The 23,213-nt window shown below is 71.9% G+C and carries 27 protein-coding genes; 14 read left to right on the plus strand and 13 right to left on the minus strand.

All coding sequences use genetic code 11. The features are described 5' to 3' along the window. Positions 1-182 precede the first annotated feature (182 nt). From ACWC2B_RS32750 to ACWC2B_RS32775, 6 genes are all read left to right on the plus strand, one after another. On the plus strand, positions 183-617 hold the full coding sequence (locus ACWC2B_RS32750; RefSeq protein WP_450723046.1) for a hypothetical protein: 435 nt from the start codon (positions 183-185) through the stop codon (positions 615-617). A gap of 160 nt (positions 618-777) precedes the next feature. Continuing rightward, complete coding sequence (locus ACWC2B_RS32755) at positions 778-1,020, plus strand: chaplin (protein ID WP_450723048.1); 243 nt, start codon at positions 778-780, stop codon at positions 1,018-1,020. A gap of 215 nt (positions 1,021-1,235) precedes the next feature. Next, entirely contained in the window at positions 1,236-1,736 is a 501-nt protein-coding gene (locus tag ACWC2B_RS32760) for a DUF5949 family protein (protein WP_450723050.1), read from the plus strand. A gap of 35 nt (positions 1,737-1,771) precedes the next feature. Continuing rightward, positions 1,772-2,422 (plus strand): vitamin K epoxide reductase family protein, encoded by a 651-nt coding sequence (locus tag ACWC2B_RS32765; protein WP_450723052.1) that lies wholly within the window; start codon positions 1,772-1,774, stop codon positions 2,420-2,422. A gap of 313 nt (positions 2,423-2,735) precedes the next feature. Then, complete coding sequence (locus ACWC2B_RS32770; protein ID WP_450723054.1) at positions 2,736-3,263, plus strand: tyrosinase family oxidase copper chaperone; 528 nt, start codon at positions 2,736-2,738, stop codon at positions 3,261-3,263. Further along, positions 3,247-4,116, plus strand: a complete 870-nt coding sequence (locus ACWC2B_RS32775; protein ID WP_450723056.1) for a tyrosinase family protein — start codon at positions 3,247-3,249, stop codon at positions 4,114-4,116. Before ACWC2B_RS32770 ends, ACWC2B_RS32775 begins: the two co-directional genes overlap by 17 nt. Before the next feature lie 106 nt (positions 4,117-4,222). Here ACWC2B_RS32775 and ACWC2B_RS32780 read toward each other — a convergent pair whose 3' ends face one another. The 6 genes from ACWC2B_RS32780 to ACWC2B_RS32805 all read right to left on the minus strand — a co-directional run bounded on the left by ACWC2B_RS32780 (position 4,223) and on the right by ACWC2B_RS32805 (position 8,439). Further along, a complete protein-coding gene (locus ACWC2B_RS32780) occupies positions 4,223-4,492 on the minus strand; it encodes a chaplin (protein WP_450723058.1) in 270 nt (89 codons plus the stop codon). Positions 4,493-4,620: 128 nt separating this feature from the next. After that, the gene (locus ACWC2B_RS32785) at positions 4,621-5,301 is read right to left on the minus strand and encodes a hypothetical protein (RefSeq protein ID WP_450723060.1); all 681 of its coding nucleotides are present in this window, start codon (positions 5,299-5,301) and stop codon (positions 4,621-4,623) included. Between the two features lie 172 nt (positions 5,302-5,473). Next, positions 5,474-6,454 carry a glycoside hydrolase family 26 protein gene (locus ACWC2B_RS32790; RefSeq protein WP_450723062.1) on the minus strand — a complete coding sequence of 327 codons (981 nt, stop codon included), beginning with the start codon at positions 6,452-6,454 and terminating at the stop codon, positions 5,474-5,476. Between the two features lie 29 nt (positions 6,455-6,483). After that, on the minus strand, positions 6,484-6,765 hold the full coding sequence (locus ACWC2B_RS32795; protein ID WP_450723064.1) for a hypothetical protein: 282 nt from the start codon (positions 6,763-6,765) through the stop codon (positions 6,484-6,486). A 59-nt stretch (positions 6,766-6,824) separates the two neighbouring features. Next, the gene (locus ACWC2B_RS32800) at positions 6,825-8,096 is read right to left on the minus strand and encodes a cytochrome P450 (RefSeq protein ID WP_450723066.1); all 1,272 of its coding nucleotides are present in this window, start codon (positions 8,094-8,096) and stop codon (positions 6,825-6,827) included. Positions 8,097-8,160: 64 nt separating this feature from the next. Beyond that, positions 8,161-8,439 carry a hypothetical protein gene (locus ACWC2B_RS32805; protein WP_450723068.1) on the minus strand — a complete coding sequence of 93 codons (279 nt, stop codon included), beginning with the start codon at positions 8,437-8,439 and terminating at the stop codon, positions 8,161-8,163. Positions 8,440-8,605: 166 nt separating this feature from the next. On the opposite strand from ACWC2B_RS32805, the gene ACWC2B_RS32810 reads away from it, so the two are divergent. The 3 genes from ACWC2B_RS32810 (at position 8,606) to ACWC2B_RS32820 (ending at position 10,314) form a co-directional block, all read left to right on the plus strand. Continuing rightward, positions 8,606-9,106: a hypothetical protein gene (locus ACWC2B_RS32810; protein WP_450723070.1), complete on the plus strand. Its 501-nt coding sequence runs from the start codon at positions 8,606-8,608 to the stop codon at positions 9,104-9,106. 38 nt (positions 9,107-9,144) lie between these two features. Continuing rightward, positions 9,145-9,780 (plus strand): hypothetical protein, encoded by a 636-nt coding sequence (locus ACWC2B_RS32815; protein ID WP_450723072.1) that lies wholly within the window; start codon positions 9,145-9,147, stop codon positions 9,778-9,780. A gap of 240 nt (positions 9,781-10,020) precedes the next feature. Beyond that, positions 10,021-10,314, plus strand: a complete 294-nt coding sequence (locus ACWC2B_RS32820) for a hypothetical protein (RefSeq protein ID WP_450723074.1) — start codon at positions 10,021-10,023, stop codon at positions 10,312-10,314. 94 nt (positions 10,315-10,408) lie between these two features. Here ACWC2B_RS32820 and ACWC2B_RS32825 read toward each other — a convergent pair whose 3' ends face one another. Further along, on the minus strand, positions 10,409-10,600 hold the full coding sequence (locus ACWC2B_RS32825; RefSeq protein ID WP_450723076.1) for a hypothetical protein: 192 nt from the start codon (positions 10,598-10,600) through the stop codon (positions 10,409-10,411). A gap of 121 nt (positions 10,601-10,721) precedes the next feature. After that, positions 10,722-11,840, minus strand: coding sequence for a citrate synthase 2 (locus ACWC2B_RS32830; RefSeq protein WP_450723078.1), 1,119 nt, complete (start codon positions 11,838-11,840; stop codon positions 10,722-10,724). 262 nt (positions 11,841-12,102) lie between these two features. Between ACWC2B_RS32830 and pdxH the strand changes: the two genes are divergently transcribed. Further along, positions 12,103-12,759, plus strand: a complete 657-nt coding sequence (pdxH, locus tag ACWC2B_RS32835) for a pyridoxamine 5'-phosphate oxidase (RefSeq protein ID WP_450723080.1) — start codon at positions 12,103-12,105, stop codon at positions 12,757-12,759. Between the two features lie 250 nt (positions 12,760-13,009). Here pdxH and ACWC2B_RS32840 read toward each other — a convergent pair whose 3' ends face one another. Beyond that, positions 13,010-13,393 carry a VOC family protein gene (locus ACWC2B_RS32840; RefSeq protein WP_450723082.1) on the minus strand — a complete coding sequence of 128 codons (384 nt, stop codon included), beginning with the start codon at positions 13,391-13,393 and terminating at the stop codon, positions 13,010-13,012. Positions 13,394-13,574: 181 nt separating this feature from the next. Between ACWC2B_RS32840 and ACWC2B_RS32845 the strand changes: the two genes are divergently transcribed. Then, positions 13,575-14,939 carry a PAS domain-containing protein gene (locus ACWC2B_RS32845; RefSeq protein WP_450723084.1) on the plus strand — a complete coding sequence of 455 codons (1,365 nt, stop codon included), beginning with the start codon at positions 13,575-13,577 and terminating at the stop codon, positions 14,937-14,939. A 38-nt stretch (positions 14,940-14,977) separates the two neighbouring features. On the opposite strand, the gene ACWC2B_RS32850 is transcribed toward ACWC2B_RS32845, so the two are convergent. Continuing rightward, complete coding sequence (locus tag ACWC2B_RS32850) at positions 14,978-15,733, minus strand: SIS domain-containing protein (RefSeq protein ID WP_450723086.1); 756 nt, start codon at positions 15,731-15,733, stop codon at positions 14,978-14,980. Between the two features lie 203 nt (positions 15,734-15,936). Between ACWC2B_RS32850 and ACWC2B_RS32855 the strand changes: the two genes are divergently transcribed. Both ACWC2B_RS32855 and ACWC2B_RS32860 read left to right on the plus strand, forming a co-directional pair. Beyond that, positions 15,937-16,629 (plus strand): metal-dependent transcriptional regulator, encoded by a 693-nt coding sequence (locus tag ACWC2B_RS32855; protein WP_161245409.1) that lies wholly within the window; start codon positions 15,937-15,939, stop codon positions 16,627-16,629. 615 nt (positions 16,630-17,244) lie between these two features. Next, entirely contained in the window at positions 17,245-18,108 is an 864-nt protein-coding gene (locus ACWC2B_RS32860; protein WP_450723088.1) for an alpha/beta fold hydrolase, read from the plus strand. A 207-nt stretch (positions 18,109-18,315) separates the two neighbouring features. Here ACWC2B_RS32860 and ACWC2B_RS32865 read toward each other — a convergent pair whose 3' ends face one another. From ACWC2B_RS32865 to ACWC2B_RS32875, 3 genes are all read right to left on the minus strand, one after another. Further along, positions 18,316-19,923 (minus strand): transporter, encoded by a 1,608-nt coding sequence (locus tag ACWC2B_RS32865; protein ID WP_450723090.1) that lies wholly within the window; start codon positions 19,921-19,923, stop codon positions 18,316-18,318. Then, positions 19,920-20,744: an ABC transporter ATP-binding protein gene (locus ACWC2B_RS32870; protein ID WP_450723146.1), complete on the minus strand. Its 825-nt coding sequence runs from the start codon at positions 20,742-20,744 to the stop codon at positions 19,920-19,922. The genes ACWC2B_RS32865 and ACWC2B_RS32870 overlap by 4 nt, the downstream gene beginning before the upstream one ends. Positions 20,745-20,811: 67 nt before the next feature. Beyond that, positions 20,812-21,501, minus strand: a complete 690-nt coding sequence (locus tag ACWC2B_RS32875; protein WP_450723092.1) for a bifunctional DNA primase/polymerase — start codon at positions 21,499-21,501, stop codon at positions 20,812-20,814. A 259-nt stretch (positions 21,502-21,760) separates the two neighbouring features. Here ACWC2B_RS32875 and ACWC2B_RS32880 point away from each other — a divergent pair, with 259 nt between their 5' ends. Continuing rightward, positions 21,761-23,143 carry a transcriptional regulator gene (locus ACWC2B_RS32880; RefSeq protein WP_450723094.1) on the plus strand — a complete coding sequence of 461 codons (1,383 nt, stop codon included), beginning with the start codon at positions 21,761-21,763 and terminating at the stop codon, positions 23,141-23,143. Positions 23,144-23,213: the final 70 nt, after the last annotated feature.

Raw genomic sequence — 23,213 nt, forward strand, 5'->3', positions numbered from 1 at the left:
GCTTCCGTAAGCGGGCTGCGGCCCAGGAATCGGCGGGCGGAGGGTTTCCCAAACGGCCGGGAGTCGTTACCCAAGGCGAAGCAGGGCTATGCATTCAGGGACACGCACGGTGCCATCGGTGTGCGGTGTGTGCGGCCAATTCGGCGATCGAAGTCGCCGCGGAAGGATTGATGATGAAGTCGATGAAGGTTGCTGCGGCACTCGCCGGCTCCCTCGCGGTCGTGGGCGCGGCGGCGCCGGCCTTCGCGTCCGGTGACATCACGCCCCCCATGAGCCTGAACGGCGGCCTCGACGCGATCGCCCAGAACGTCGCCAACGCGCCCGTGGTCGACGCGCAGCCGATCGGCACCAACCTGCTCGACCCCAGGTCGGAGGAGTCGCCGAGCCAGCCGGCGGCCGCCCCCGCCAAGGACGCCGGCAAGGCCAAGGGCGTCAAGACCAAGGGTGCCAAGGCCAAGGGCGTCGCCAAGCCCAAGGGCGCGGTCAAGACCAAGGACGCCGCCAAGCCCAAGGATGCCGAGAAGGCCAAGGACCTCGACAAGGCCAAGGAGGCCGACACGACCGAGGAGCCGGCCCCGAACCCGGGGCTGCTCCTCGGCGGTCTTCCGATCGGCTAGCCGCCGAATGGTGAACGGGTCTTCCCCGACGGCGAATTGACCCACCGCCCGCCGCGTCCATGCGCTGTACGAGGGAAAGAAAATAAACCCGGCGTGTTCGCTTCCGATGGGTCTTGGACATTTGCCTACGCTGAGGCAACCCCGAATGGAAGGTTTCACCATGAACACTGCCAAGAAGACCGCTCTGGCCCTGGCCGCCGCAGGTCTCGCCACGGGTGCCGCTTCCGGTGCTGCCTTCGCCGACGCGGGCGCGCAGGGCGCGGCCGAGCACTCGCCCGGCGTCGTTTCCGGCAACGTGGCGCAGGTTCCCGTGCACGTGCCGGTCAACCTCTGCGGCAACACGGTCAACGTCATCGGCGCTCTGAACCCGGCGTTCGGCAACCCCTGCGTCAACACCGACTGAGTCAGGGCCGGTTCACGCCGGTCGGCATCAAGTGGTGGAGCGGCTCCGTGGAGTTGGGGATTCCGGAGCCGCTCCGGCGCGTCCGGGCACAGAACGTCCACGTTGTCCGGCTGCGAAATTGCCGTACAGGCGCCCTGGATGCCCCCTGAGGGGCGTTTCCTCCAGATGGATGACGGCTGCGAAGGACTGGGGCCGGAATGTCCTAGAGTCCCGGCATGACTTCAGCCGCCAGTGCCGTACAGCCCTCCAGGGCAGTCCTGTTGGGCTCGATGGTCGTCATCGCGTGGAGCGGCAGACACCCCGACGAGTCCGGCGATGTGCCCTTCCTCATGGCGTACTCGCTCGGTGACGGAGCCGGGGGACCCGAGGGTGCGGAGGCCGCGGCGCGGGCGCTGCTCGACGAACTGGGCATGCCGGCCGGCAGCGTGCTCGATCAGGAAGAAGGGGCCGCGCTCCCGGTGACCCTCATCGTCCAGGGCGGCCAGGCCGTTCTGACCATGCCGTCGATGACCGCGCAGTGCCCGGTGCCGCCCGAGTGGCTCGTCGCCGCCGAGGAGCGGGGCGCGGTCCAGTTCATGTTCGCCACCCGCTCGTGGCCCCAGGGGCGGCCCGGAATGGCCGTCAGCGACGAGCAGTTGAGGGCGTTCGCGGGCGACGAGGACACCATCTCCACGGCCGGCCACTGCGTGCTCCCCGTCCGCCGCCTGCGCGGCTGACCCCCACCGCCGGACGAGATACGGAGACGACAGCCATGCCCATCCCCGCAACGATCCCGCAGCAGGCGCCGGTGGCCGCCCCCTCCGGCCCCCCGAGACCGGCCGGCGTCCCGTTCGGCGCCAGCCGCGGCTTCGCCTGGCTGGTCGTGCTCACCGGCGCGGCCGGCCTGCTCGCCTCGTGGGTCATCACCCTCGACGAGTTCGAGCTCCTGAGGAACCCGAACTTCGTACCCGGGTGCAGCCTCAACCCGGTGATCTCCTGCGGCAGCATCATGAAGAGCGCCCAGGCCTCGGTCTTCGGCTTCCCCAACCCGATGCTGGGCCTGGTCGTCTACGGGATCGTCGGCTGCGTCGGCATGAGCCTGCTCGCCGGCGGCCGGTTCGGGCGCTGGTACTGGCTGACGCTGAACGCGGGGGCGCTGGCCGGGGTCGTCTTCGTCAGCTGGCTCCAGTTCGAGTCGCTGTACCGGATCAACGCGCTGTGCCTGTGGTGCTGCCTGGCATGGGTCGCCACCATCGTCCTGTTCTGGCGGGTGACCGCTCTCAACGTCATCAAGGGAGCGCTATCCGTGCCGAGTTGGGGCCGTGGGCTGTTCGCCGAGTACGGCTGGGCCGTGCCCGTCCTGCACGTCGGGGTCATCGGGATGCTGATCCTGACCCGCTGGTGGGACTTCTGGACCGGCTGACGGAGCAGGAACGTTGGGCCGACCGTGTGAATCGCCCGCGCCCGCCGACACGCCACGCGAGCGGAAGCGTTGACTCCACTGACCAGTCGCATGGTTGAAGCCTCCCCGGGCCGTGCAACCAGTACCGGCCCGGGGGGCGCCCGGCGGCTGCCGCGGCATGACAGCCGTGGCCGTTTCCTGTGACTCCGGGCCTCGTTGAACCCGGCATCGACAAGGAGAGCGGACGCTCGGACGGGCCCCGGAACCGCGAAGGTTTCCGGGGCCCACGCATGTGCCGGACGAGTCCGCCCGAGCGAGCACGAGGGAGACGCCCATGAACGACGCGACACACTTCTGGCACGCATATCGGACGGGCCGCACCCGCCCCAGGGGCCGCGCCCCCGAGCCCACCAGGCCCGGCACGCCCCCGCCCCGTACCACCTGGTGCATCGCCCGACGCGGGCTGTTGCGCGCCCTGTTCGCCTCGGCGACGGTCGCCTTCACCGCGACGGCGCTCTCCCGCATCCCGGACGCCGAGCCCTACGGCGAGCCCGCGGTCGCCTCCGGGCCTCAGGCGGACGACGGGTTCACCTTCGACGAGATGCACACCGGGCACCGCATCCAGGGCTGGCCCGTCCAGGCCGACAGCACCGACGTCGTCGTGTTCGTGGACGGCAGGCAGCTCGACCTGATGCGCCGGGCTGACGGCAGCTACCTGAGCTCCGTCGACCACTACGAGTCGTACGCCACCGCACGCGAAGCCGCGCGCGCCGCCGCGGCCGAGCTCGGGGCCGCCCGGCTCGCGTCCGTCCCCGTGCACGGCAGTCACGAGGGGGAAGCCGGACGTGGTGTACACGCGTAAGAACCAGCGGAACCTGACGAGCGCCGAGCGCAAGGCCTTCGTCAGTGCCGTGCTCGAACTCAAACGAAGCGGCGGATACGACGAGTTCGTGCGCACGCACATCGATTTCTACGTCTCGGACGGCGAGGACAAACTGCGGGTCGCGCACATGGCGCCTTCGTTCCTGCCGTGGCACCGCCAGTTCCTGCTCGCTTTCGAACGGTCCCTTCAGCGGATCAACCCCCGTGTCACGGTGCCCTATTGGGACTGGACGCGGGACAACTCGCCCGCCTCGTCCATCTGGTCCGACGACTTCATGGGCGGCAACGGGCGGCGCGGCGACCTCCAGGTCATGACCGGGCCGTTCGCGTACGCCCATGGGAAGTGGGAGATCTCGGTCAATGTCACCGAAGGCCGCTTCCTGACCCGGGACATGGGCCGCCCCCGCGATCCCATCGGCCTGCCCGCCCCCGCCGACGTGGCCCGCGCCCTCGACGATCCCGTCTACGACGTTGCGCCTTGGAACTCCACCAGCACCACCGGGTTCCGCAACAAGACCGAGGGCTGGACGACCGGTTCGGGCAACGCCCGCTTCCGCAACCACAACCAGGTGCACCGCTGGGTCGGCGGGGTCATGGTCGGCGCGGCCTCCGTGAACGACCCGGTGTTCTGGCTCCACCACGCCTACATCGACAGCCTCTGGTCCCGCTGGCAGGCCGCCCACCCCGAGGCCAAGCGCTATCTCCCGGACGTGCCGCCACCGGAGGGGGATCCGCAGCACGCCCGGGTGGCCGCGCTCAACGAGCCGATGCCGCCGTTCAACGTCACGCCCTCGGCGCTCCTGGACCACAGCACGATCTACCGGTACGCCTGACACGGCGACGGCCTCCCGGGGGGAGAGAGCCGGGAGGCCGCTGGTACCACTGACGTCCATGACCGGCCGGGCCGTCGCGAGGACGACGGCCGGCCGGAGGCCGGGACTAGTCCCCGTAGCCGCCCTCGTGGTGGCTGTCGGTGTTGACGCAGGTGTTGCCGAATGCCGGGTTCAGAGCGCCGATGACGTTGACCGTGTTGCCGCAGAGGTTGACCGGGACGTGCACCGGGACCTGCGCCGCGTTGCCGGACACCACGCCGGGGGAGTGCGCCGCGACGCCCTCGGCGCCGGCGTCGGCAGCGGCAATACCCGCACCGGCCAGCGCCAGGGCGCCCGCTCCGGCGACGACGGCGGCCGTCTTCGCGATACGAGACATCAAAGTTCTCCTTGAATGGACACGCGACCGCAGACTCGCAGTCGTCATTTCACTTCAACGTGTCGATCGGTCATAAGTAACGGACACCTGCGTCCAAAACGGTTCTGCACCGGTTGCCGCCGGGCGGGCTACTTCCCGGCCTTGCCGCGCGAAGCCCGCCGCGAGAGCGCGACCGCCGCGGCCCCCGTGACGAGCGCGCTCACGCTCAGCGCGCCGAGCAGGGAGGCCTTGGAGTCGGCGCCGGTGTGCGCGAGGTGCGGCGCGGCCGACGCGGACGGGCTCGTCGCGGGCGTGTCCGGCGAGGTCTCCTTCGGCGGGGTGCTCTCCGATTGCGTCGGTGCGGGAGTCGGCGTCGAGGTGGACGGGGGAGCGGCCGGGGTCCACGTCGGCGAGGCGGTGGCCGACGGGGTCGAGGCCGGCCAGGTCGAGGTCCCGCTCGGGGTGGGGGCCGGCCAGATCGCACCGTTCGTGGACTGGGTGTCCGGCGGCGTGAGCTTCGGCGGGGCGGCGTTCGGGGCCGGCTTGGCCGGCGGGATCTCCTGGCCGTGCTCCTCGCCGGCGCTGTAGTCGGGCGGCTGCTCGCCCTCGCCCCGCTTCTCGGCGATGGCCTGCTGCGCGTAGTGCTGCCGGGGAGCGGCCTCGGGCCCGGTTTGCGAGCCCTGCTCGGCGCCGGAGGGCGGGGCGCACGTGCTGTGCGGCGAGGCCGGGACGGGGTGGTCCGCGGCGTACGCCGTATATCCAGTGCCCAGCACGGAGACCAGACCCGCGACGAGGGCGGCCCGCGCTGCGGGACCCGTGAACTTGTACATGCCTGCGACCCTTCAACAGGAAATCCGGAGGGGGTTCAAATGCTCATAGGCATAATTGGGATCGGCGCCGACGCGGCCCTTGGGCCACGCGAGCGGCGGGTTACAGACAACCCGTCCGGCGCAGCCCCCACCCCCACACGGCGCAACCCCCGCCGTACGAGGGTTCCGCTGGTCACCTCGCGCGATAGGCGCGCGCAGCCTCCGGATTGCCGCCGCACTCCCACACGCCGTGCGGGCAGTAGTCGGTCAGGGTCTGGTAGACGGGCCGATAGGTGCGGAACCAGGCCGCCATCCCGTGGATGTAGTCAGCGTTGTCCCCGTTGCGGAAGAGCCCCCACTCCGGGTACGACACCGGCTTGCGGTGCCGGGCGGCGAACTCGACCTGTGCCCGCAGCCCGTACGGCTCCTCGACCTGGGCGCGGAACGACATGCCCTCGGGCTGGTCGTAGGAGTCCATGCCGATGATGTCCACGTAGGCGTCGCCCGGATAGCAGTCGGTCCACGGCACGGCGTCCCGCCCCCGGCTCGGCGCGAAGTCGAACCGGAAGCGCCCGCCCGGCACCGTACGCATCGCCGTGACGATCCGGCGCCAGTACGTCTGCCAGGCGGCGGGGTCGGGGCCGCACCGGTGGGTGTAGGTGGTGCCGTTCATCTCCCAGCCCAACACCACGACGGTGTCCGGGAGTTGGAGCGAGACCAGGCGCTCGGCCAGGTGCTTGAAGTGGTCGTCGAAGGCGCCCCGTGCGCCCTGTCCGAGCAGTCCCGCGACCTGCCCGTCCGGCAACGCGTCCTCGCTGTGGTCCAGCATCGGCACATTGAGGACGAGGATCCGGTCCGTTCGTTGGTGTCGCCAGTCGGCCCAGGGTGCGAGCAGTCCCGGCGGGCCCTCGACGTCGTGCCACGTACGGCCCGGCAGATAGGTGTGTCCCGCGAGCAGCGGGCCCCGGCCGCGCCACCTCTCGACCGCCGCGAGCCTGCCGATGCCGATCACGTCCGAACCCGTGAAGACACCCGCCGCGGTGCTGGAGGCGGGGGGCTTCGGGCCCTGCCGGAGGCTTTCGGACGCGAGCGGGACCAGCGCCGAGAACAGCAGGACCAGCGCGCACAGGGCGACCTTCCACGAGGGCGGGGCGCCCCGGGGCGACAGGGCCACCGGGGCGGCCCTGTCGCGGGCCCGAGCCGTCAGTTGCCCACGAACGGGCGGCCGTTCTGCAGGGACCCGGTCGGGCGGCCGTTCTGGGCGGCCGCGACCGGGCCGCCGTTCTGGAGGGCGCTGTTCAGCTTGGTCATGCCGGTGGTGAGCGCCTCGGCGACCTTGCCCTTCGAGCCGAAGATCTTGGGCTGCCCGGTCTCGGAGACGCTGCCGTGTCCCGCACTCCCGTCGGCCGCGGCGATGCCGGGCGCGGCCAGGAGCAGAAGCGACGCCGCGACGGTGGCGGCCTTAAGACGCTGGTGAGTGTTCATGCCCAGTACAACGCCGCTCGCGCGGGGAGGGTACGCGCGCCTGGGGCGGTCCCTGGGATTCAGGGCTTGGTCACATCAAATGCGAAGTGCTGCTTGCGTACGCGATGGTCGAAATTGGACGTGCCCAGTTCGGGTTCGCCGAGGGTTCGCAGGACCAGCGGCCGGGTCAGCAGTTCCCGGAGCACGGCCTTGATCTCAAGGCGGGCCAGATGCGCGCCCAGGCAGTAGTGCGGGCCGCCGCCCCCGTACCCCAGATGCGGATTGGGGTCGCGCGTGATGTCGAAGGCGTCCGGGTCGGTGAAGACGGACGCGTCGCGATTGGCGGACGCGTACAGCAGCATCACCTTGTCGCCGGGCAGGAAGGTGTGGCCCGACATCGCGTAGCGCGTGGTGACGGTCCGGCGGAACTGGATGATGGGCGTCGAATGCCGCACGATCTCGTCGACGGCGCCGTCCGCGTACTTCTCGAAGTCCGAGAGCAGCAGGGCGAGTTGATCCGGATTGTTGGTCAGCAGGGCCAGCGCGTGGGCGATGGCGTTACGGGTCGTCTCGACACCGGCGACCAGCAACAGCGAGAAGAACGAGCCGAGTTGACGGTAGGTCAGGGACTGTCCGTCCATGTCGGCGCACACCAGTGCCGAGATGAGATCGCCGGTCGGGCGGCGGCGCCGCTCGCGGCCGAGCCGGGCCACCGTCAGCTGCATCCGGGCCAGCGCCCGCAGCCCCTTGCCGGGGCTCAGGAGGCGGGCGCCGATGCTGCGCCGTACACCGGCGTGCTCGGAGGCCCGGTCGATCTGCCGGGCGATGCGGTGCCGGTAGGCGTCGGGCACGCCGAGCATCGCGCAGATGACCTCGAACGACATCCGGGAGGCCACCGCCGAGACGAACTCGTCGGGCCGCTCGGCGACCATGTCGTCGACGATGCGTACGGCCAGCTCACGGATGCTGACCTCGGTCTCGGCGAGCAGGCGCGGGGTGAACGCCTGCTGGACGATGCGGCGCAGCCGCGTGTGGTCGGCCCCGTCGAGGTTGACCATCGAATCGCCGAACACCGCCCGCACCCAGCGCGCCGGCTCGGGTGAGGTGACCCCCGGCGCGCTCGCGAAGACGCGCGGCAGCCTGCTCGCCTTCAGTACGTCGGCGTGCCGGACCAGTGCGTAGAAGCCCTGCTCGGGGCGGTGCCGGGTGGCCCGGCGCTCGATGAAGAACGCCGGGCGGGGCTCGCCGCGCAACTCCGCGAAGCGCGCCAGGCGCTGAGCGGACGGCTGCTTCCAGAACGCCGGGTCGGCGAGATCGGCGGTGGGGGCCGGGTTGGCCCTGGGGTGAGTCACGCTCGCACCGTCCTGGCCGCCGCGCGGCCTTCGTGCAACGGGAGTTGGGGGGCCGGTCCGGGGGTCAGCTCACCAGGGCGTGGCCGGCCCGCACCGCGTCGTTGGCGGCCGACACCGCTTCGGTCCCGGCCTTGACGCCGCTCTTGAGGGCGGCCACCTTGCGGCCCAGCCGGTCCCCGACGGCGCGCTCGGCCGCGGGCTTGACCTGTGCGCCCGCGGCACTCGTGGTCCTGGCCGCACCGCTCAGGGCACCGCCCAGGTCGAGGGCGTGGGCGGAAGGGGACATGGCGGCGGCGAGCGCGGTTCCGGCTGCTGCCGCGGCGAGGTATCGACGTACGTTCATGCCGCCTACAACGCCCGAGCCGGGCCAAGGGCACGCCCCGTCAATACGAGCACCCCGTATTGACTTCGCATTGCTGCATGCAGGGGAACTTTGCAGTGATCCAGGCGTCGGGATCGTTCTTGCAGAGCGACACGGCAGTGTAGGCCAGGGAATGGAAGGAACATCCATGGGAATCACCTCACGTGCGGGACTCGCGAGCGTCATGGCATGCATGGCGACCGCGGCGTCGGTGGCGCCGGCAGCGGCGATCGCCTCGGCCCCGTACGTTCCGATCGCCCCTCCGCTCCGCGTTCTGAACACGGTCCTGCCGTTCGAGGCCCCCACGGTGAACACGGGCATGCCGCTGCCCATCCCCGGGGCGCCGAACGGCCCGCGCTATGTGAAGGGCAAGCTCCTGCCCACCAACATGGTCCCGGCCATCCCCTTCGACACCGCGCTGCCCAGCACCCACATCGGTACGCCACTGCCCAACCCGCTGACCGCCGGCAGCCTGGAGACCCCCGAGCTGGTCAGCCCCGACTCCCCGCTGCACGCCGCCACCCCCGGCGCGAACATCGGCGCCCCCCTCGGCGGGCCGCGCGCCGGGCTGCCTCCCCTCGCCATGCCCGCGGCCGGCGTGAGCGCGCCCGCAGTCCAGGGCAACCCCGACGCCACCGCGCTTCTCTGACATCCGCCAAGTCGGCCTCTACGCCCAGGAGTTGGCCCATGCCCCGTCCGCCCAGGAACCTCCTCGCCGCGGCGCCGCTCGGCAGGGCCGTCGCCGCGCTGCTCGCCGTCGCCGCCACGGCTCTCTTGACCGGGGGTGCCTCGGCCGCGCCAGGCAGGCCCGACCCGCACCCGCACGGCGCGGGCGCGGGGCAGGGTGCGCTGCCGCCGTGGCCCGCGCCCGCGGACGCCTCCGCCGCGGTCGCGTCGGCGGGTCTTGAGATGCTGTCCTCCGAGGGCATGGTGCAGCACACCCACACGCATCTGGACGTCCTCGTCGACGGCAAGCCCGTCACCGTCCCCGCCTCGATCGGCATCGACGAGCCGCGCGGCCGGATCAGCCCCGTGCACACCCACGACACCAGCGGCGTGATCCACGTCGAGTCGCCGCGGCGGGCGGACTTCACGCTCGGCCAGTTCATGGCCGAATGGCAGGTGCCGCTCGCCGCGGACCGTATCGGAGGCCTCCACTCCGGCGGGGGCCGTCACCTGACGACGTACCTCAACGGCCGCAAGGTCGCCGGAAACCCCTCGGCGATCGTGCTGCGCGCCCACGACGAGATCGCCCTCGTCTTCACCCGGGACGCCGACACCAGGCCCGTACCCAAGTCCTACGACTGGCCGCAGGGCCTCTAGGGGCCGCTCCCGTCGGTATGGGCAGAACGTTTCTCCGCGCGGGTCGTTGGGCTGCGCGGAACAGGATCCGTGTCGCGGCGCGGACCGTGCGCCAGCAGCTCCTGTCCGGGGTTCTACTCCCCCCGGACGGGAGCTGTTGCCTTGTGCGGCCGTGTACGGCGGGCTGTTCGGGCAGGTAGGCGTTTCGGGTGAGAGCCGGGGGCGGCCGTGTCCGGTGCCGGTGCTTCCCGTTGTGCAGGCGTGATCTCAACTCGACGAATCGCCACAGTCCTTGCTGTCGCCGCCGGTGTCTCGGGCCTTGCCGTGTCGACGGCGAGCGCCGCGGGCCCCCTCGACAACCTGGTCAAGCCGATCAACCCGCTCAGCGTGCTCGACGCCATCACCACCAGTGACATCCCCGCCGAGTACGCGGCCCAGTTTCCCACGACCAAGGACCAGCTGGGCGGGCTCAGCCGCCTCAACGAGCTGCGCCAGCTGACGCAGCTGACCGGCCAGGCCGCCCCGGTGCTCAACCTGGTGCCCGTGGTGGAGTGACGTACGCCCGAGGGCAGGGCGGGACATGGGCGCGCGCCCGGAACGAAGATTCCGTTCCGGGCGCGCGCCTGCGTCGTTGGTGCCTGGGCCTCGGTCAGAGGATGTCCAGGAAGTTGTGTTCGCCCCCGTCGTGGTGCCACCAGAATCCGCCGTCGTCGTCGTGGTGGTGGTGCGGGGCCGCTGTGCGAGGAGCGGCCTGCGGAGCCGCCTGCGCGGACGCGGCGGCGGGGATTATGACGGAGGCGGAAAGCGCGACCACAACGGCGGCGCGTCGGAAGATGCTCACAGTTGACTCCACTTTCACTGGACAAACCTGACAATTCCGACGCTAGCTCGAACGTGGCGGCGCGTCGCGCTGAGTGGCCTAACGGCTACTCCACGCGGGGGCCCGTCGGCGTCGAGGCAGGTCAGTGCGCCGCGCCCGTGATGTCCGTGATTTCGTCGTATCCCTCGATCTCGCGCGGATCCCGCGAACCCGGGCCCACGTAGCGGGCCGACGGCCGCACCAGCCGGCCCGTCCGCTTCTGCTCCAGGATGTGCGCCGACCAGCCCGCTGTCCGGGCGCAGGTGAACATCGACGTGAACATGTGCGCCGGGACCTCCGCGAAGTCCAGGACGATCGCCGCCCAGAACTCCACGTTCGTCGCCAGGACGCGGTCCGGGCGCCGCGCGTGCAGCTCTTCCAGAGCCGCCTTCTCCAGGGCCTCCGCCACCTCGAAGCGCGGCGCGCCGAGCTCCTTCGCGGTGCGGCGCAGCACCCGGGCGCGCGGGTCCTCGGCGCGGTAGACCCGGTGGCCGAAGCCCATCAGGCGCTCGCCGCTGTCGAGGGCCTGCTTCACGTACGCGGTGGCGTCCCCGGTCCGCTCGATCTCCTCGATCATGCCGAGCACGCGCGAGGGGGCGCCGCCGTGCAGCGGGCCCGACATCGCGCCGACCGCGCCGGACAGCGCGGCCGCGACGTCCGCGCCGGTCGAGGCGATGACACGGGCCGTGAACGTCGAGGCGTTCATGCCGTGTTCGGCGGCGCTCGTCCAGTACGCGTCCACCGCCTTGACGTGCTTGGGGTCCGGCTCGCCGCGCCAGCGGATCATGAACCGCTCGACGACGGACTCGGCCTTGTCGATCTCCCGCTGCGGCACCATCGGCAGGCCCTGCCCGCGCGCCGACTGGGCGACGTACGACAGCGCCATGACGGCGGCCCGGGCGAGGTTGTCGCGGGCGGTGCGCTCGTCGATGTCGAGCAGGGGTTTGAGCCCCCACACGGGCGCCAGCATGGCCAGCGCGGACTGCACGTCCACCCGGATGTCCCCAGAGTGGACGGGGATCGGGAACGGCTCGGCGGGCGGCAGGCCGGGGTTGAACGCCCCGTCGACCAGAAGTCCCCACACGTTCCCGAACGAGACGTGTCCGACCAGGTCCTCGATGTCGACGCCCCGGTAGCGAAGGGCGCCGCCCTCCTTGTCCGGCTCGGCGATCTCCGTCTCGAACGCGACGACTCCTTCAAGTCCGGGTACGAAGTCGGACATCAGGCGGCTCCTCATGATGTGTGCGTCGGGCTGCGGGCGGGCCGTGCCGCCCCGGATCCCTCGGTCATGCCCCGTACGGCAGTCAGGAATCCCGCCGCGGTGTATGGAGGCCACAGTGGCCCAGCCGAGAGTTTGGCGGGTCCCGCCGATGCGGGGAAGCGTGACATCCGGCACACTGCCCCAATTCGGCGGCGCAGGGTTAACGCCCCGCCGCCGCGGGCACACTGGACCCCCGCCGGGCCCGGGGCGGCGGTGCGGCAGGATGGGTCACGTGACCGACCTGGACCCCGCAGCGATGCGCGAGCAGTACCGCACCACCCTCCTCGCCGAGGAGGATCTGGCCGCCACGCCCATGGGGCAGTTCGCCCGCTGGTTCAAGGAGGCCGTGGCCGGCGGTCTGCACGAGCCCAACGCGATGGTCGTCGCCACCGCCACCCCCGACGGCCGCCCCTCCACCCGTACGGTGCTCCTGAAGTCCTACGACGAGCACGGCTTCGTCTTCTTCACCAACTACGCCTCGCGCAAGGCCGCCGAACTCACCGCGAACCCGTACGTCTCGCTGCTCTTCCCCTGGCACCAGCTGGCCCGCCAGGTCATCGTCACCGGCACCGCGTCCCGCGTCCCGCGAGCCGAGACCGAGCGCTACTTCCGCAGCCGCCCGCACGGCTCGCAGCTCGGCGCCTGGGCCAGCGACCAGTCGACGGTGATCGCATCGAGGGCCCAACTGGCCGCCCGCTACGAGGAGTTGGCGTCCCGCTACCCCGAAGGGAGCGACGTCCCGGTCCCCGAGCACTGGGGCGGCTTCCGGGTCGGCCCGCAGACGGTCGAGTTCTGGCAGGGCCATGAGAACCGGCTGCACGACCGGCTGCGGTACGCGGCGGCCCCGGACGGCTGGCGCGTCGAGCGCCTCGCGCCCTGAGACGGGGCATGCAGAAACCCGCGGGCTCGGGTTCCTCCGGAGAGGAGCCGGCCGGACGTACCGGCGAGCCCGCGGGTCGGTGACTGCTTGGGAATTCGGCCGACGTCATGCCGGCCCCGCACTAAGAGTGCGACTGGCGGGCCGTCAGCCCGCAGTCACCTCACGCGTCCGGTTTGCATACATCTGTCAAACCACCTCCCTTCTCGTGTGCACCACACATTAGGAGGCTCCCTCGCGGCCCTCAAGCGAATTAATTCCGGGTCCGCGCCCGCTCCTCGGCGCTGCGCTCCACGCAGAACTCGTTGCCCTCGATGTCGGCCATCGTGGCCCACCCCGTGCCGTCGGGGCGGCGGTGGTCGCCGATGAGGGTGGCGCCGAGCGACAGGAGGCGCTCGACCTCCTCGTCGCGGGAGCGGTCCTGCGGCTGGAGGTCGAGGTGCACGCGGTTCTTCACCGTCCTGGTGTCGGCCACCTTGATGAAGAGCAGCGTGACGCCGCCGGCGGTGACCGTCGCCTCCGGGTCGCCGTCCTGGTCGTCCTCGGCTACCGCGCCGCCGAGGACCTGCGCCCAGAAGGTCGCGAGCCGGTAGGTGTCGTCGCAGTCGATCGTCACATGGCGTATGAGAGAGGTCATGGGCGCCACTATGCCCGCCTGGCCGGAACGGTGTCCGGCGGCCGGTAACTGCCGTAGGGAGGCGGGAAATTTCGGGGAACCCGGTGTGGGCTGCGTCACGTTCGAGTTGAATGATCCGACGTGCGTACGTCCGCGCGTCAGCCGCGAGATGCGGCGACCACGTCCTGCAGGGGGTGCCAGGATGAGTGCTTCCCGGAGTGAGACCGCCAGTGCTCCGGTTCCGGACGGATCCGGTGCCGGGCCCGCGAGTGCGGCCGTGCCGGAACCCGGCGGGGGTCTGCTCGCCGCGCTGCTCGACGGGATGGACGCGGCTCTGTGCGCGTTCGACGCGGACGGCGTGGTCACCCACTGGAACCGCGAGGCCGAGCGGATCCTCGGCTGGCCCGCCGAAGAGGCCGTCGGCCGACGGGGGTTCGCGGGCTGGGCGGTGCGGCCCGCCGACGCCGACGAGGTGCAGGGCCGGCTGATGGCCGTCATGGACGCGCCGGGCCGCCAGGTCCATGAGTTCGCCCTCCTGAAGAGGGACGGCGGCCGCGTCCTGGTCCGTACGCAGTCGGCGGGCGTGCGGGGCGCCGACGGGACCCCGGCCGGCGTGTACTGCGCGTTCAGCGAGGTGCACGCCCAGATCGACCTGGAGCGGTCCATCGCGCTGAGCGAGGCCCTCTTCGAGGACGGGTCCTGGGGCGTCGTCCTGGTCGACGTCGACCTGCGGCCCACCGTCGTCAACGCCTATGCCGCCCGCGCACTCGGCACCGGACGTGCGACCCTGCTCGGCCGCCCGCTGGGCGAGTTGATCATTCAGGGCGTCGAGGACCTGGAGGGCGCGCTCCAGCACGTCCTCTCCGAAGGCGCGCCGACCAGCCCCACCGAGGTGTGGGTGACGCTGCGCACCGCGGAGGGCGAGCGGCGGCGCTGCTGGCGCAGCGGGTTCCTCAGGCTGTCCTCGCCGCTCGCGGAGGAACCGGTTCCGCTCGGGGTCGGCTGGCTCTTCCAGGACGTCACCGACGCCAAGCTCGCCGAACAGGACGCGGACCGGCTCCGCTTCCGCTCCAACCAGCTCCACCGCGCCTCGCGGACCGCCGCCGAGTGCGAGGACCCGATGGAGGCGGCGACCTCCCACCTGGACTACGCGCTGGCCGGTTTCGCCGACCACGCCCTGGTGGACCTGGCCGTGGGCGAGCGGCTCGTGCGGGCCGTGGCCACCCCGGCCGGCGCACCGGGCCCGGCCGCGCCGGTGGCGGGCGGCGGCATCCCGGTCCGCTACCCGGCGGGCCACCCCGCGTTGCAGGCGGTGGACCGGACCGGCTCCGTACGGGACAGCGCGGGCGGGGCGGGCGAATCCTGGGCGGCGGAGCGCCAGTGGCCGCCGGACGCGGCGCACGCCCTGTGCGCGGTGCTGCGCAGCCGCGGCCGGACCCTGGGCGTGCTGACCTTCCTGCGCGGCCCGTCCCGCCCGGCCTTCGAGCGCCCGGACGCGGCGTACGCGGAGAGCGTGGCGGTACGGGTCGCGGCGTGGGTGGACCTGGCGCAGGTGCTGGGCGGCTGACCGGCCGGGGGTCGCCCGAACGGCTCAGACACAGGCTCTCAGTGGCGGAAGAAGATCCGGTCGCCGTACTCCGTCATGACCCGCCCGTTCCACTCGTGGCCCCCGTCGACGTTGCCCGAACGCAGCAGCGGCGGCTCGATGCCGCGCGCGGCCAGGGACTCCGCGGCTGCGGCCATCATCGCCTGCATCAGGGCGCTGGTCACCACGGTGGACGCGGGCGCGAAGGGTGCCTCGATGGCGTCGTGGGTCAGCTCGGCGTCGCCCACCGCGATCTTGCTGTCGAGCACGATGTCGCAGTGGTCGCGCAGGAACGTACCCGAGACGTGCCGTGACTTGGTGCCCTCGGCGTACGCCACCGAGGTGACCCCGATGACCTTGAGGCCGAGGGCCCGGGCGTTCATGGCCATCTCCACGGGCAGCGCGTTGCGCCCGGAGAGCGAGATGATCACGAGTACGTCGCCGGACCTGGCGGGGCTGGAGTCGAGCACCGCGCCCGCGAGGCCGTCGACCCGCTCCAGGGCGGAGCCGAGCGTGGCGGGCATGACGTCGACGCCGACCACGCCGGGCACCGCGAGCAGGTTCATCAGGGCGAACCCGCCGGCCCGGTAGACGACGTCCTGGGCGGCGAGCGAGGAGTGCCCGGCGCCGAAGGCGAAGAGCCGGCCGCCCGCCTCGACGGTGTCGGCGATCAGGGACCCGGCGGCCGCGATGTTCAGCGACTCCTCGTCCCGTACCCGCCCCAGGAGCCCGATCGCGGCGTCGAAGAACTGACCGGCCAGCTTGCTCTCGCTCATCGCCGAGGACCCTTTCCGGGGTGGGGTAACGACCGTGCGCCGATCACGGTGCGGTCTGGACCTTTCCCCTGTCAATACGGGGTCCGCGGACAGCTGGTCAAGATGGCGGGCGGCCGCTGCGGCACGGTTGTCGGTGCGATGGGTCAGAATTGGTTCAGGGCCAGCGGTACGACGTTTTTATGTCACAGCATCGAGGGGCACGTATGTCCGGACTGATCGACACCACGGAGATGTATCTCCGCACCATCCTCGAACTTGAGGAGGAGGGTGTGGTCCCCATGCGCGCCCGCATCGCGGAGCGCCTGGACCAGAGCGGCCCGACGGTGAGCCAGACGGTGGCGCGCATGGAGCGCGACGGCCTGGTGCAGGTCGCGGGCGACCGCCACCTGGAGCTGACCGACGAGGGGCGCCGCCTGGCGACGCGCGTCATGCGCAAGCACCGGCTCGCCGAATGCCTGCTGGTCGACGTGATCGGCCTGGAGTGGGAGCAGGTCCACGCCGAGGCCTGCCGCTGGGAGCACGTGATGAGCGAGGCGGTCGAGCGCCGCGTCCTGGAGCTCCTGCGCCACCCGACCGAGTCTCCGTACGGCAACCCGATCCCGGGCCTGGAGGAGCTGGGCGAGAAGGCCGAGGCGGACGCCTTCCTTGAGGACGGCATCATCAGCCTGGGTGAGCTCGACCCGGGCCCCGAGGGCAAGACGGTCATCGTGCGCCGGATCGGCGAGCCGATCCAGACCGACGCCCAGCTGATGTACACGCTGCGACGGGCGGGCGTGCAGCCCGGCGCCGTGGTGAGCGTGACGCAGTCGCCCGGCGGGGTCCTGGTGGGCAGCAGCGGCGAGGCCGCCGAACTCGGCGCGGACGTCGCCTCACACGTCTTCGTGGCCAAGCGCTGAGCCAAGCGCTGAGCCGAGTGCCCGAGCTGAGCGCCGGCCGGGCGCCGAGCCGGGCCCGGAACCAGGGGAGGCCGGGGCTCCGGGGCTCGTAACGGAACGTCATCGTCCTTTCCCCGGGCGCCAGTTGAGCCACTTCGTGAAGGCTGCGGGAAGCTTGCGGGGAAGGCCGGTTTCCGGGTGGAATGGCAGCGGCCGGGCGGATCGCGTGCGAGGCTGTGCCTTGAGGCATATGACCGCAGAGGCGTGCGGCAGGGGAGGGGGCGGCAGCATGATGCCGTTCGGACCACTTGCACCACCTTCGGCACCCCGCCCTGCCTGGGTTTCTGTGCCTGTCCACCCGCTTCGGGAAGACCAGGGCCCCGGCGCCTCGCGGCGCCGGGGCCTGTCCTCCCCGGTGTCGACCCGGAGCCCCGAGCTCCCAGGGTCGACCCCCGCAGACCGTCTTCCCCGAGCGGCCCGCCTCCCGGAGAAGATCTCCCCTCGGCACGTTGCGTCAATCCTTGAGTGTGGTCACTCGAACGAGGGGTGTTGCGCGAGAGACGCGAGTTTTCGAATAGAGGTTCGATACTCTGCGGGGAACTGACCACTCGGGGGCTGAAGGGGGTGCCAGGGCACATGGTGCGGCGCATCGATGTGACGGGGACCGGCGGGGTTCGCCTCGCCGCCTGGGAGTTCGCGGAGCAGCCCAAGGCCCGCGCGGAGACCGAGCGGGCTCCTGGGGTCTTACTGCTCCACGGGCTGATGGGCCGGGCCTCGCACTGGGCCTCCACGGCCCGCTGGCTCGCCGAGAAACACCGGGCGGTCGCCATCGACCAGCGTGGCCACGGCCGCAGCGACAAGCCCGCCGACGGCCCTTTCACCCGCGAGGTCTACGTGGCCGACGCCGAGGCCGCCGTCGAACAGCTGGGCCTCGCCCCCGTCACCCTGATCGGCCACTCCATGGGCGCCCTCACCGCCTGGCAGCTCGCCGCGAAGCGCCCCGACCTGGTCCGCGCCCTGGTCATCTGCGACATGCGGGCCTCGGCGCTCGGCGCGGCGTCCCAGCGCGAGTGGGAGGACTGGTTCAAGTCCTGGCCGGTGCCCTTCGCCACGCTCGCCGACGTACGCAAGTGGTTCGGCGAGGACGACCCGTGGGTCGAGCGGCCCAGCCCCGCCCGGGGCGAGTTCTTCGCCGAGGTCATGGCCGAGCGGGCCGACGGCTGGCGCCCGGTGTTCTCCCGCCGCCAGATGCTGACCTCCCGCGAGACCTGGGTGTACGACGCCCACTGGGAGGAGCTCGCCCAGGTCGAGTGCCCCGCGCTGGTGGTGCGGGGCCTGGACGGCGAGCTGGGCCGCGCCGAAGCCCAGGAGATGGTCCGCGTCCTGCCCCGCGGCCAGTACGCCGAGGTGGCCGACGCCGGCCACCTCGTCCACTACGACCAGCCCGAGGGCTGGCGCACCGCGATCGAGCCGTTCCTCGACGGGGTGCTCACCCCCTGAACCCCGGCCGGCAACAGGCTGAAATGCCGACCGGGGTCCGATGCCGCCAGGGTCGCGGGGAACTGCGCGACCAGCCACGACGGCTCGCAGACGGAGGCGGGTTTCAGGGGCGCGGGGAACTGCGCGTCCTGAGGGCTGGCCGGGGGCCCGGATCAGAGCCCCCGGAGGGGTGCGAGGGGCGGAGCCCCTGGGGGACGGGCGGGGGGATCACCCCGTGCTGACCGCCGACAGGATTTCCGGCAGCCGATCCGCCGCGCGCGGCGCCGCCACCTTCAGCCCCGCCCAGCAGATGAGCGCCCCGTACACCGCGCCCAGCGGCAGCAGCAGCCACAGGGCGCCGTGTCGGCCGGACACGTGCATCCAGATGGCCAGCGCGATCATCGGCGCGCACAGGACCGCGCTCGCCACCATCCCGCCCAGGATCGACAGGAACGCGATGCCGCCCTGCCCGGGCGCCACGTTCTTGCGGCTGTCCTGCGGGATCGAGTACGCCAGCGTCGCCGACGCCACCGAACCCGTCGCCAGCATCGCGCCGAGCAGGGCGAGCGCCAGCCCGATGACCTCGGGCAGCTTCGTCCAGCCGCCGAGCAGGCCGGCCGTCAGGACCGTCACGAGCAGGGTGTACGGAAGCGTCACGAGCAGCAGCGCCAACGCCCGCGCGCGCAGCTCCAGATAGGCGTCCCGGGTCGAGGAAATGCTCAGGAGCACCATCCAGAACGCCGAGGTGTCCTGCCCGAACTGGTTGTACATCTGCATGCCGAGCATGCCCGTCGCGAAGCACGCGAAGTAGACGGTGCCGCTGCCCTGGAGGGCGTTGAAGACGGGCACGATCAGCCCGATCGCGAGCGAGGTGATCCACGCCGCCTTGGTCTTGGGGTCCCGCCAGGCGTAGCGCAGCGTACGCAGCATGACGGTGCCGGTGCGGCCCCCGGGGAGCAGCGAGGCGAGCCCCTTGCCGGTGGACTCCTTGCGGGAGGCGTCGGACGCGGCGAGCGTCGAGCCGTCCGGCGTGGTCATCAGCTTCACCAGCGAGCGCTGCCAGGCGTACAGGAGCAGCCCCAACGCCCCTACGGAGACGAGGAGTTGGAGGGCGGCGCGACCGTAGGAACCCTCGCTCACCGAGTCGACCGCGCCGATCGCGGAGGCCGGCGGCAGCCAGCGCACCACGTCGGCGACCGGGTCGAGCGCGGACAGGCCGCCCGATTTGCCGAGCCGCTGCGCGCCGAAGTTCACGAACTGGATGCCGACCGCGATGACCAGACCGCTCAGCACCGCGAGGTCGCGGCCCTTGCGGGAGGTGAGCAGCCGGGTGTTGGCGGCGGCGACGGCCCGGGCGAGCGCGACGCACACGAGCAGCGCGAGCGGCACCGCGAGGACGGCGGCCAGGGCCGCGCCCGTCCCCTGCGCCACTGCGATCGCCGAGCCGAGGATCAGACAGAGCGTGAACAGCGGCCCGATGCCCACCAGGGAGGCCGCGAGCAGCGCGCCGATCAGCGGCTGCGGCCGCAGCGGCAGCATGACGAGCCGGGTCGGGTCCAGGGTCTCGTCGCCGCTGGGGAAGAACAGCGGCATCACGGTCCAGCCGATGGCCAGCAGCGCGAGGAGCAGCACGGTCAGGGTGCCCGCGTGCGCGGTGCCGCGCAGCGCGATCAGGCCGAGCAGTTGGAGCGCCGCGAAGAGGAGGGCGAGGACGGCCGAGGTGATGTAGGCGGCCTTGCGGCCGCCGGACCGCCGCAGCCCGTTCTTGAGCAGCGACAGCTTCAGGCGAACGAAGACGGGGGTCAGGGCGGAGGCGCTCTGAGAAGACACGGTCATCGGGTACCGCCGCCGAGCCAGTCGAGGGAGTCCCCGGCGCTGCGGCCGTTCGCGCCGACGAGTTCGAGGAAGGCGTTCTGCAGCGAGCCCGCGTCGCCGCGCACCTCGGCCAGGGTGCCCTGGGCGCGGATGCGGCCCGCGGCCATCACGGCGACCCAGTCGCACAGCGACTCGACGAGTTCCATGACGTGACTGGAGAAGACGACGGTGGCGCCGGAGGCGGTGTAGCGCTCCAGGACGCCGCGGATGGTCTGGGCGGACACCGGGTCGACGCCCTCGAACGGCTCGTCCAGGAACAGCACTTCGGGGTTGTGCAGCAGGGCGGCCGCGAGCCCGATCTTCTTGCGCATGCCGGTCGAGTAGTCGACGACGAGCTTGTGCTGGGCGCCCGCGAGATCCAGTACGTCCAGGAGCTGGGCGGCCCGCTTGTCGACCTCGGCGCCGGGCAGTCCGCGCAGCCGGCCGGAGTAGCCGAGGAGTTCGCGTCCCGAGAGCCGCTCGAACAGGCGCAGACCCTCCGGCAGCACGCCGATGCGGGACTTCACGGCGACCGGGTCCCGCCACACGTCGTGCCCGCCGACCTCGACGCTGCCCTGGTCGGGCCTGAGCAGCCCGGTCACCATGGACAGGGTGGTGGTCTTGCCCGCGCCGTTCGGGCCGACCAGACCGATGAACTTGCCCGCGGGCAGCTCCAGATCGATCCCCGCGACCGCGATCTGCTCCCCGAACCGCTTCCACAGCCCCTGCACGCGGACGGCGGGAGGCGCCGTACGCGCTCCGCCCGCCGTGTCCGCCGTTTCTTCGAATGCCTGGTCCGGCATGGTGGTGCCTCTCATCCCCGTGATGGTGCCTACCTGGACACCATAGGAGCGGGGGGTGGCACTCGCGCTAGTGGCGGCGGGCCCTCGCGTCCGCGGCTTCGCGGCCGCAGGCGTAGGCGAGGGGGCTGATCAGTTCCTCGGCGTCCGGCAGCCAGCGGTTGGCGGGGGTGGGGCGGCGCGCCCACTGCACCGCGCCCGAGCCGCCGACCCGGGTCGGCGGCGCCGCCACGTAGTCGCCCTCGCCGCGGGTGATCAGGTCGACCGAGGAAGGCGTCCACCCCAACTTCCGTACCAGATCAGGGACTTTGGCGCCCGCGCCCGGCAGGACGAAGAACAGCATCCGGCGGTCCGGGGTGCAGGTGACCGGGCCGAGCGTGAGCTCCATCCGCTCCATGCGGGCCAGCGCGAGGAACCCGGCCGACTCCGGTACGTCGATGGCGTCGAAGGTGCGACCGGTGGGAAGCAGGATCGAGGACCGGGGCTGCTTGGACCACAGGCGGCGGGCGGCGACCGCGCTGCCGGTGGCCTGGGTCGCCCAGTCCGGCCGGGCCGGGTGCGCGCCTGGTTTCGGGCACGCCGTGTCACCGCACGAGCAGCGCTCGACGCCCTCGTGGGCCTCAAGTGAGGTGCCGGGGAAGACGTCCCAGTGCCGCTCCTCCGCGTACCGTACGGCGCTGTCCAGGAGCTGTTCGCCGCGCTGCTTGGGGATCTGTGCGGATTCCGTATCCGTGCCCGTGCCTGTGATGGTTTCTTCCACGACGGACTCAACTCCGCCCACCACCGAGGGTTACGGGCTCGGCGACCGTGGGATCAGCGGGATCGGTCCTGCATATGGGGCGCATGGGTGCATGGGCGGGGGCGCGCGTGCGGCTGCGTGTCGGCTGGCGGGTAGCCATATTCGGGGGAAGCACACGGGAATTCTGGCAATGAGGCCATATTCCCGACTCCCCTCGTTTCCCTGCATATTCGCAGGGCAGTGATCACTGTGCTGATCACTGCCGCTCCAGGGGGTTCTCATGGCAGCCAGGCCTCTCGTCGCCCGCCAGCCCAACGAACGGCTGCAGGCGCTCATCCAGGAAGCCGGATGTTCCAACGCAGGCCTCGCCCGCCGCGTGAACATGGTCGGCGCGGAGCGGGGTCTCGACCTCCGCTACGACAAGACGTCCGTGGCGCGCTGGCTGCGCGGACAGCAGCCGAGGGGGCGGGCGCCGGGCATCATCGCGGAGGCGCTCGGCCGCAAGCTGGGCCGTACGGTCACGATCGACGAGATCGGCATGGCCAACGGCAAGAACCTCGCGTCCGGGGTGGGGCTCCAGTTCTCGCCCACCGTCCTCGGCGCGATCGAGCAGGTCTGCGAGCTGTGGCGCAGCGACGTGGGGAGGCGGGACTTCCTGTCCGGCTCCACCGTCGCGGCATCGGCGCTGGTCGAGCCGAGCCGGGACTGGCTGATCACCGGGGCGGACGCGCAGGTCGCGCGCAGCGCGGGGCAGCGGGTCGGCGCCGCCGACGTCGAGGCCGTCAAGGCGATGACGGACGCGCTGGTGCAGCTGGACCACCGGTTCGGAGCCGGCCATGTGCGGCCGGTCGTCGTGCACTACCTCAACAGCGTCGTGTCCGGGCTGCTCGCCGGGTCCTACCGGGAGTCCGTGGGGCGGCAGTTGTTCGCCTCGGTGGCCCGGCTCACCGAACTCGCCGGTTACATGGCCGTCGACACCGGCCAGCCGGGCCTGGCCCAGCGCTACTACATCCAGGCGCTGCGGCTGGCCCAGGCCGCCGACGACCGGGGTTACGGGGGGTATGTCCTGGCCGCGTCCATGAGCCATCTCGCCGCCCAGCTCGGCAATCCGCGCGAGATCGCCCAACTGGCACGGGCCGCGCAGGAGGGCGCCCGCGGCCGGGTCACCCCGCGCGCCGAGGCCATGTTCTACGCCGCCGAGGCGCGCGGCCACGCGCTGCTCGGCGACGCCAGGACCTGCCAGGCGGTGGCGGGCCGGGCGCTGACCGCGCTGGACGCGGCGGACCCCGAGTCCGGCGACGACCCGAGCTGGATCGCCCACTTCGACCAGGCCTACCTGGCGGACGAACTCGCCCACTGCCACCGCGACTTGGGCCAGCCGGAGGCCGCCGCGCGGCGCGCCGAGGAGTCGCTGGCCGGGCACCCCGAGTCGCGGGCCAGGCGGCGCGCCATCGGGCTCATCCTGCTCGCCACCGCGCAGGTCCAGAAGCGCGAGGTCGAGGAGGCGTGCGCGACGGGGACCCGGGCGGTGGAGCTCCTCTCCACCCTGCGTTCCAACCGGGGCGCGGACTACCTGGAGGACTTCCAGGTGCGCCTGGAGCCGTACGGGGACGAGCCCGCGGTGCGGGAGTTCGGGGAGCGGCTTGAGGTCCAGGCGGCCTGAGCGGGGAGCGTCTTGAGGCCCGGGCGGCCCGAGTGGACGGGGTTGAGGGAGGGCTTGGCAAGGGCGTGGG

The sequence above is a fragment of the Streptomyces sp. NPDC001415 genome, from assembly GCF_053597395.1.

Coding starts and splice junctions, on each gene's coding strand:
- ACWC2B_RS32755 (WP_450723048.1), top strand. CDS start 778: ATGAACACTGCCAAGAAGACCGCTCTGGCCCTGGCCGCCGCAGGTCTC.
- ACWC2B_RS32855 (WP_161245409.1), top strand. CDS start 15,937: ATGTCCGGACTGATCGACACCACGGAGATGTATCTCCGCACCATCCTC.
- ACWC2B_RS32765 (WP_450723052.1), top strand. CDS start 1,772: ATGCCCATCCCCGCAACGATCCCGCAGCAGGCGCCGGTGGCCGCCCCC.
- ACWC2B_RS32850 (WP_450723086.1), bottom strand. CDS start 15,733: ATGAGCGAGAGCAAGCTGGCCGGTCAGTTCTTCGACGCCGCGATCGGG.
- ACWC2B_RS32785 (WP_450723060.1), bottom strand. CDS start 5,301: ATGTACAAGTTCACGGGTCCCGCAGCGCGGGCCGCCCTCGTCGCGGGT.
- ACWC2B_RS32810 (WP_450723070.1), top strand. CDS start 8,606: ATGGGAATCACCTCACGTGCGGGACTCGCGAGCGTCATGGCATGCATG.
- ACWC2B_RS32865 (WP_450723090.1), bottom strand. CDS start 19,923: ATGACCGTGTCTTCTCAGAGCGCCTCCGCCCTGACCCCCGTCTTCGTT.
- ACWC2B_RS32770 (WP_450723054.1), top strand. CDS start 2,736: ATGAACGACGCGACACACTTCTGGCACGCATATCGGACGGGCCGCACC.
- ACWC2B_RS32780 (WP_450723058.1), bottom strand. CDS start 4,492: ATGTCTCGTATCGCGAAGACGGCCGCCGTCGTCGCCGGAGCGGGCGCC.
- ACWC2B_RS32760 (WP_450723050.1), top strand. CDS start 1,236: ATGACTTCAGCCGCCAGTGCCGTACAGCCCTCCAGGGCAGTCCTGTTG.
- ACWC2B_RS32840 (WP_450723082.1), bottom strand. CDS start 13,393: ATGACCTCTCTCATACGCCATGTGACGATCGACTGCGACGACACCTAC.
- ACWC2B_RS32805 (WP_450723068.1), bottom strand. CDS start 8,439: ATGAACGTACGTCGATACCTCGCCGCGGCAGCAGCCGGAACCGCGCTC.
- ACWC2B_RS32815 (WP_450723072.1), top strand. CDS start 9,145: ATGCCCCGTCCGCCCAGGAACCTCCTCGCCGCGGCGCCGCTCGGCAGG.
- ACWC2B_RS32880 (WP_450723094.1), top strand. CDS start 21,761: ATGGCAGCCAGGCCTCTCGTCGCCCGCCAGCCCAACGAACGGCTGCAG.
- ACWC2B_RS32750 (WP_450723046.1), top strand. CDS start 183: ATGAAGGTTGCTGCGGCACTCGCCGGCTCCCTCGCGGTCGTGGGCGCG.
- ACWC2B_RS32830 (WP_450723078.1), bottom strand. CDS start 11,840: ATGTCCGACTTCGTACCCGGACTTGAAGGAGTCGTCGCGTTCGAGACG.
- ACWC2B_RS32870 (WP_450723146.1), bottom strand. CDS start 20,744: ATGCCGGACCAGGCATTCGAAGAAACGGCGGACACGGCGGGCGGAGCG.
- ACWC2B_RS32795 (WP_450723064.1), bottom strand. CDS start 6,765: ATGAACACTCACCAGCGTCTTAAGGCCGCCACCGTCGCGGCGTCGCTT.
- ACWC2B_RS32845 (WP_450723084.1), top strand. CDS start 13,575: ATGAGTGCTTCCCGGAGTGAGACCGCCAGTGCTCCGGTTCCGGACGGA.
- pdxH (WP_450723080.1), top strand. CDS start 12,103: ATGGGTCACGTGACCGACCTGGACCCCGCAGCGATGCGCGAGCAGTAC.
- ACWC2B_RS32860 (WP_450723088.1), top strand. CDS start 17,245: ATGGTGCGGCGCATCGATGTGACGGGGACCGGCGGGGTTCGCCTCGCC.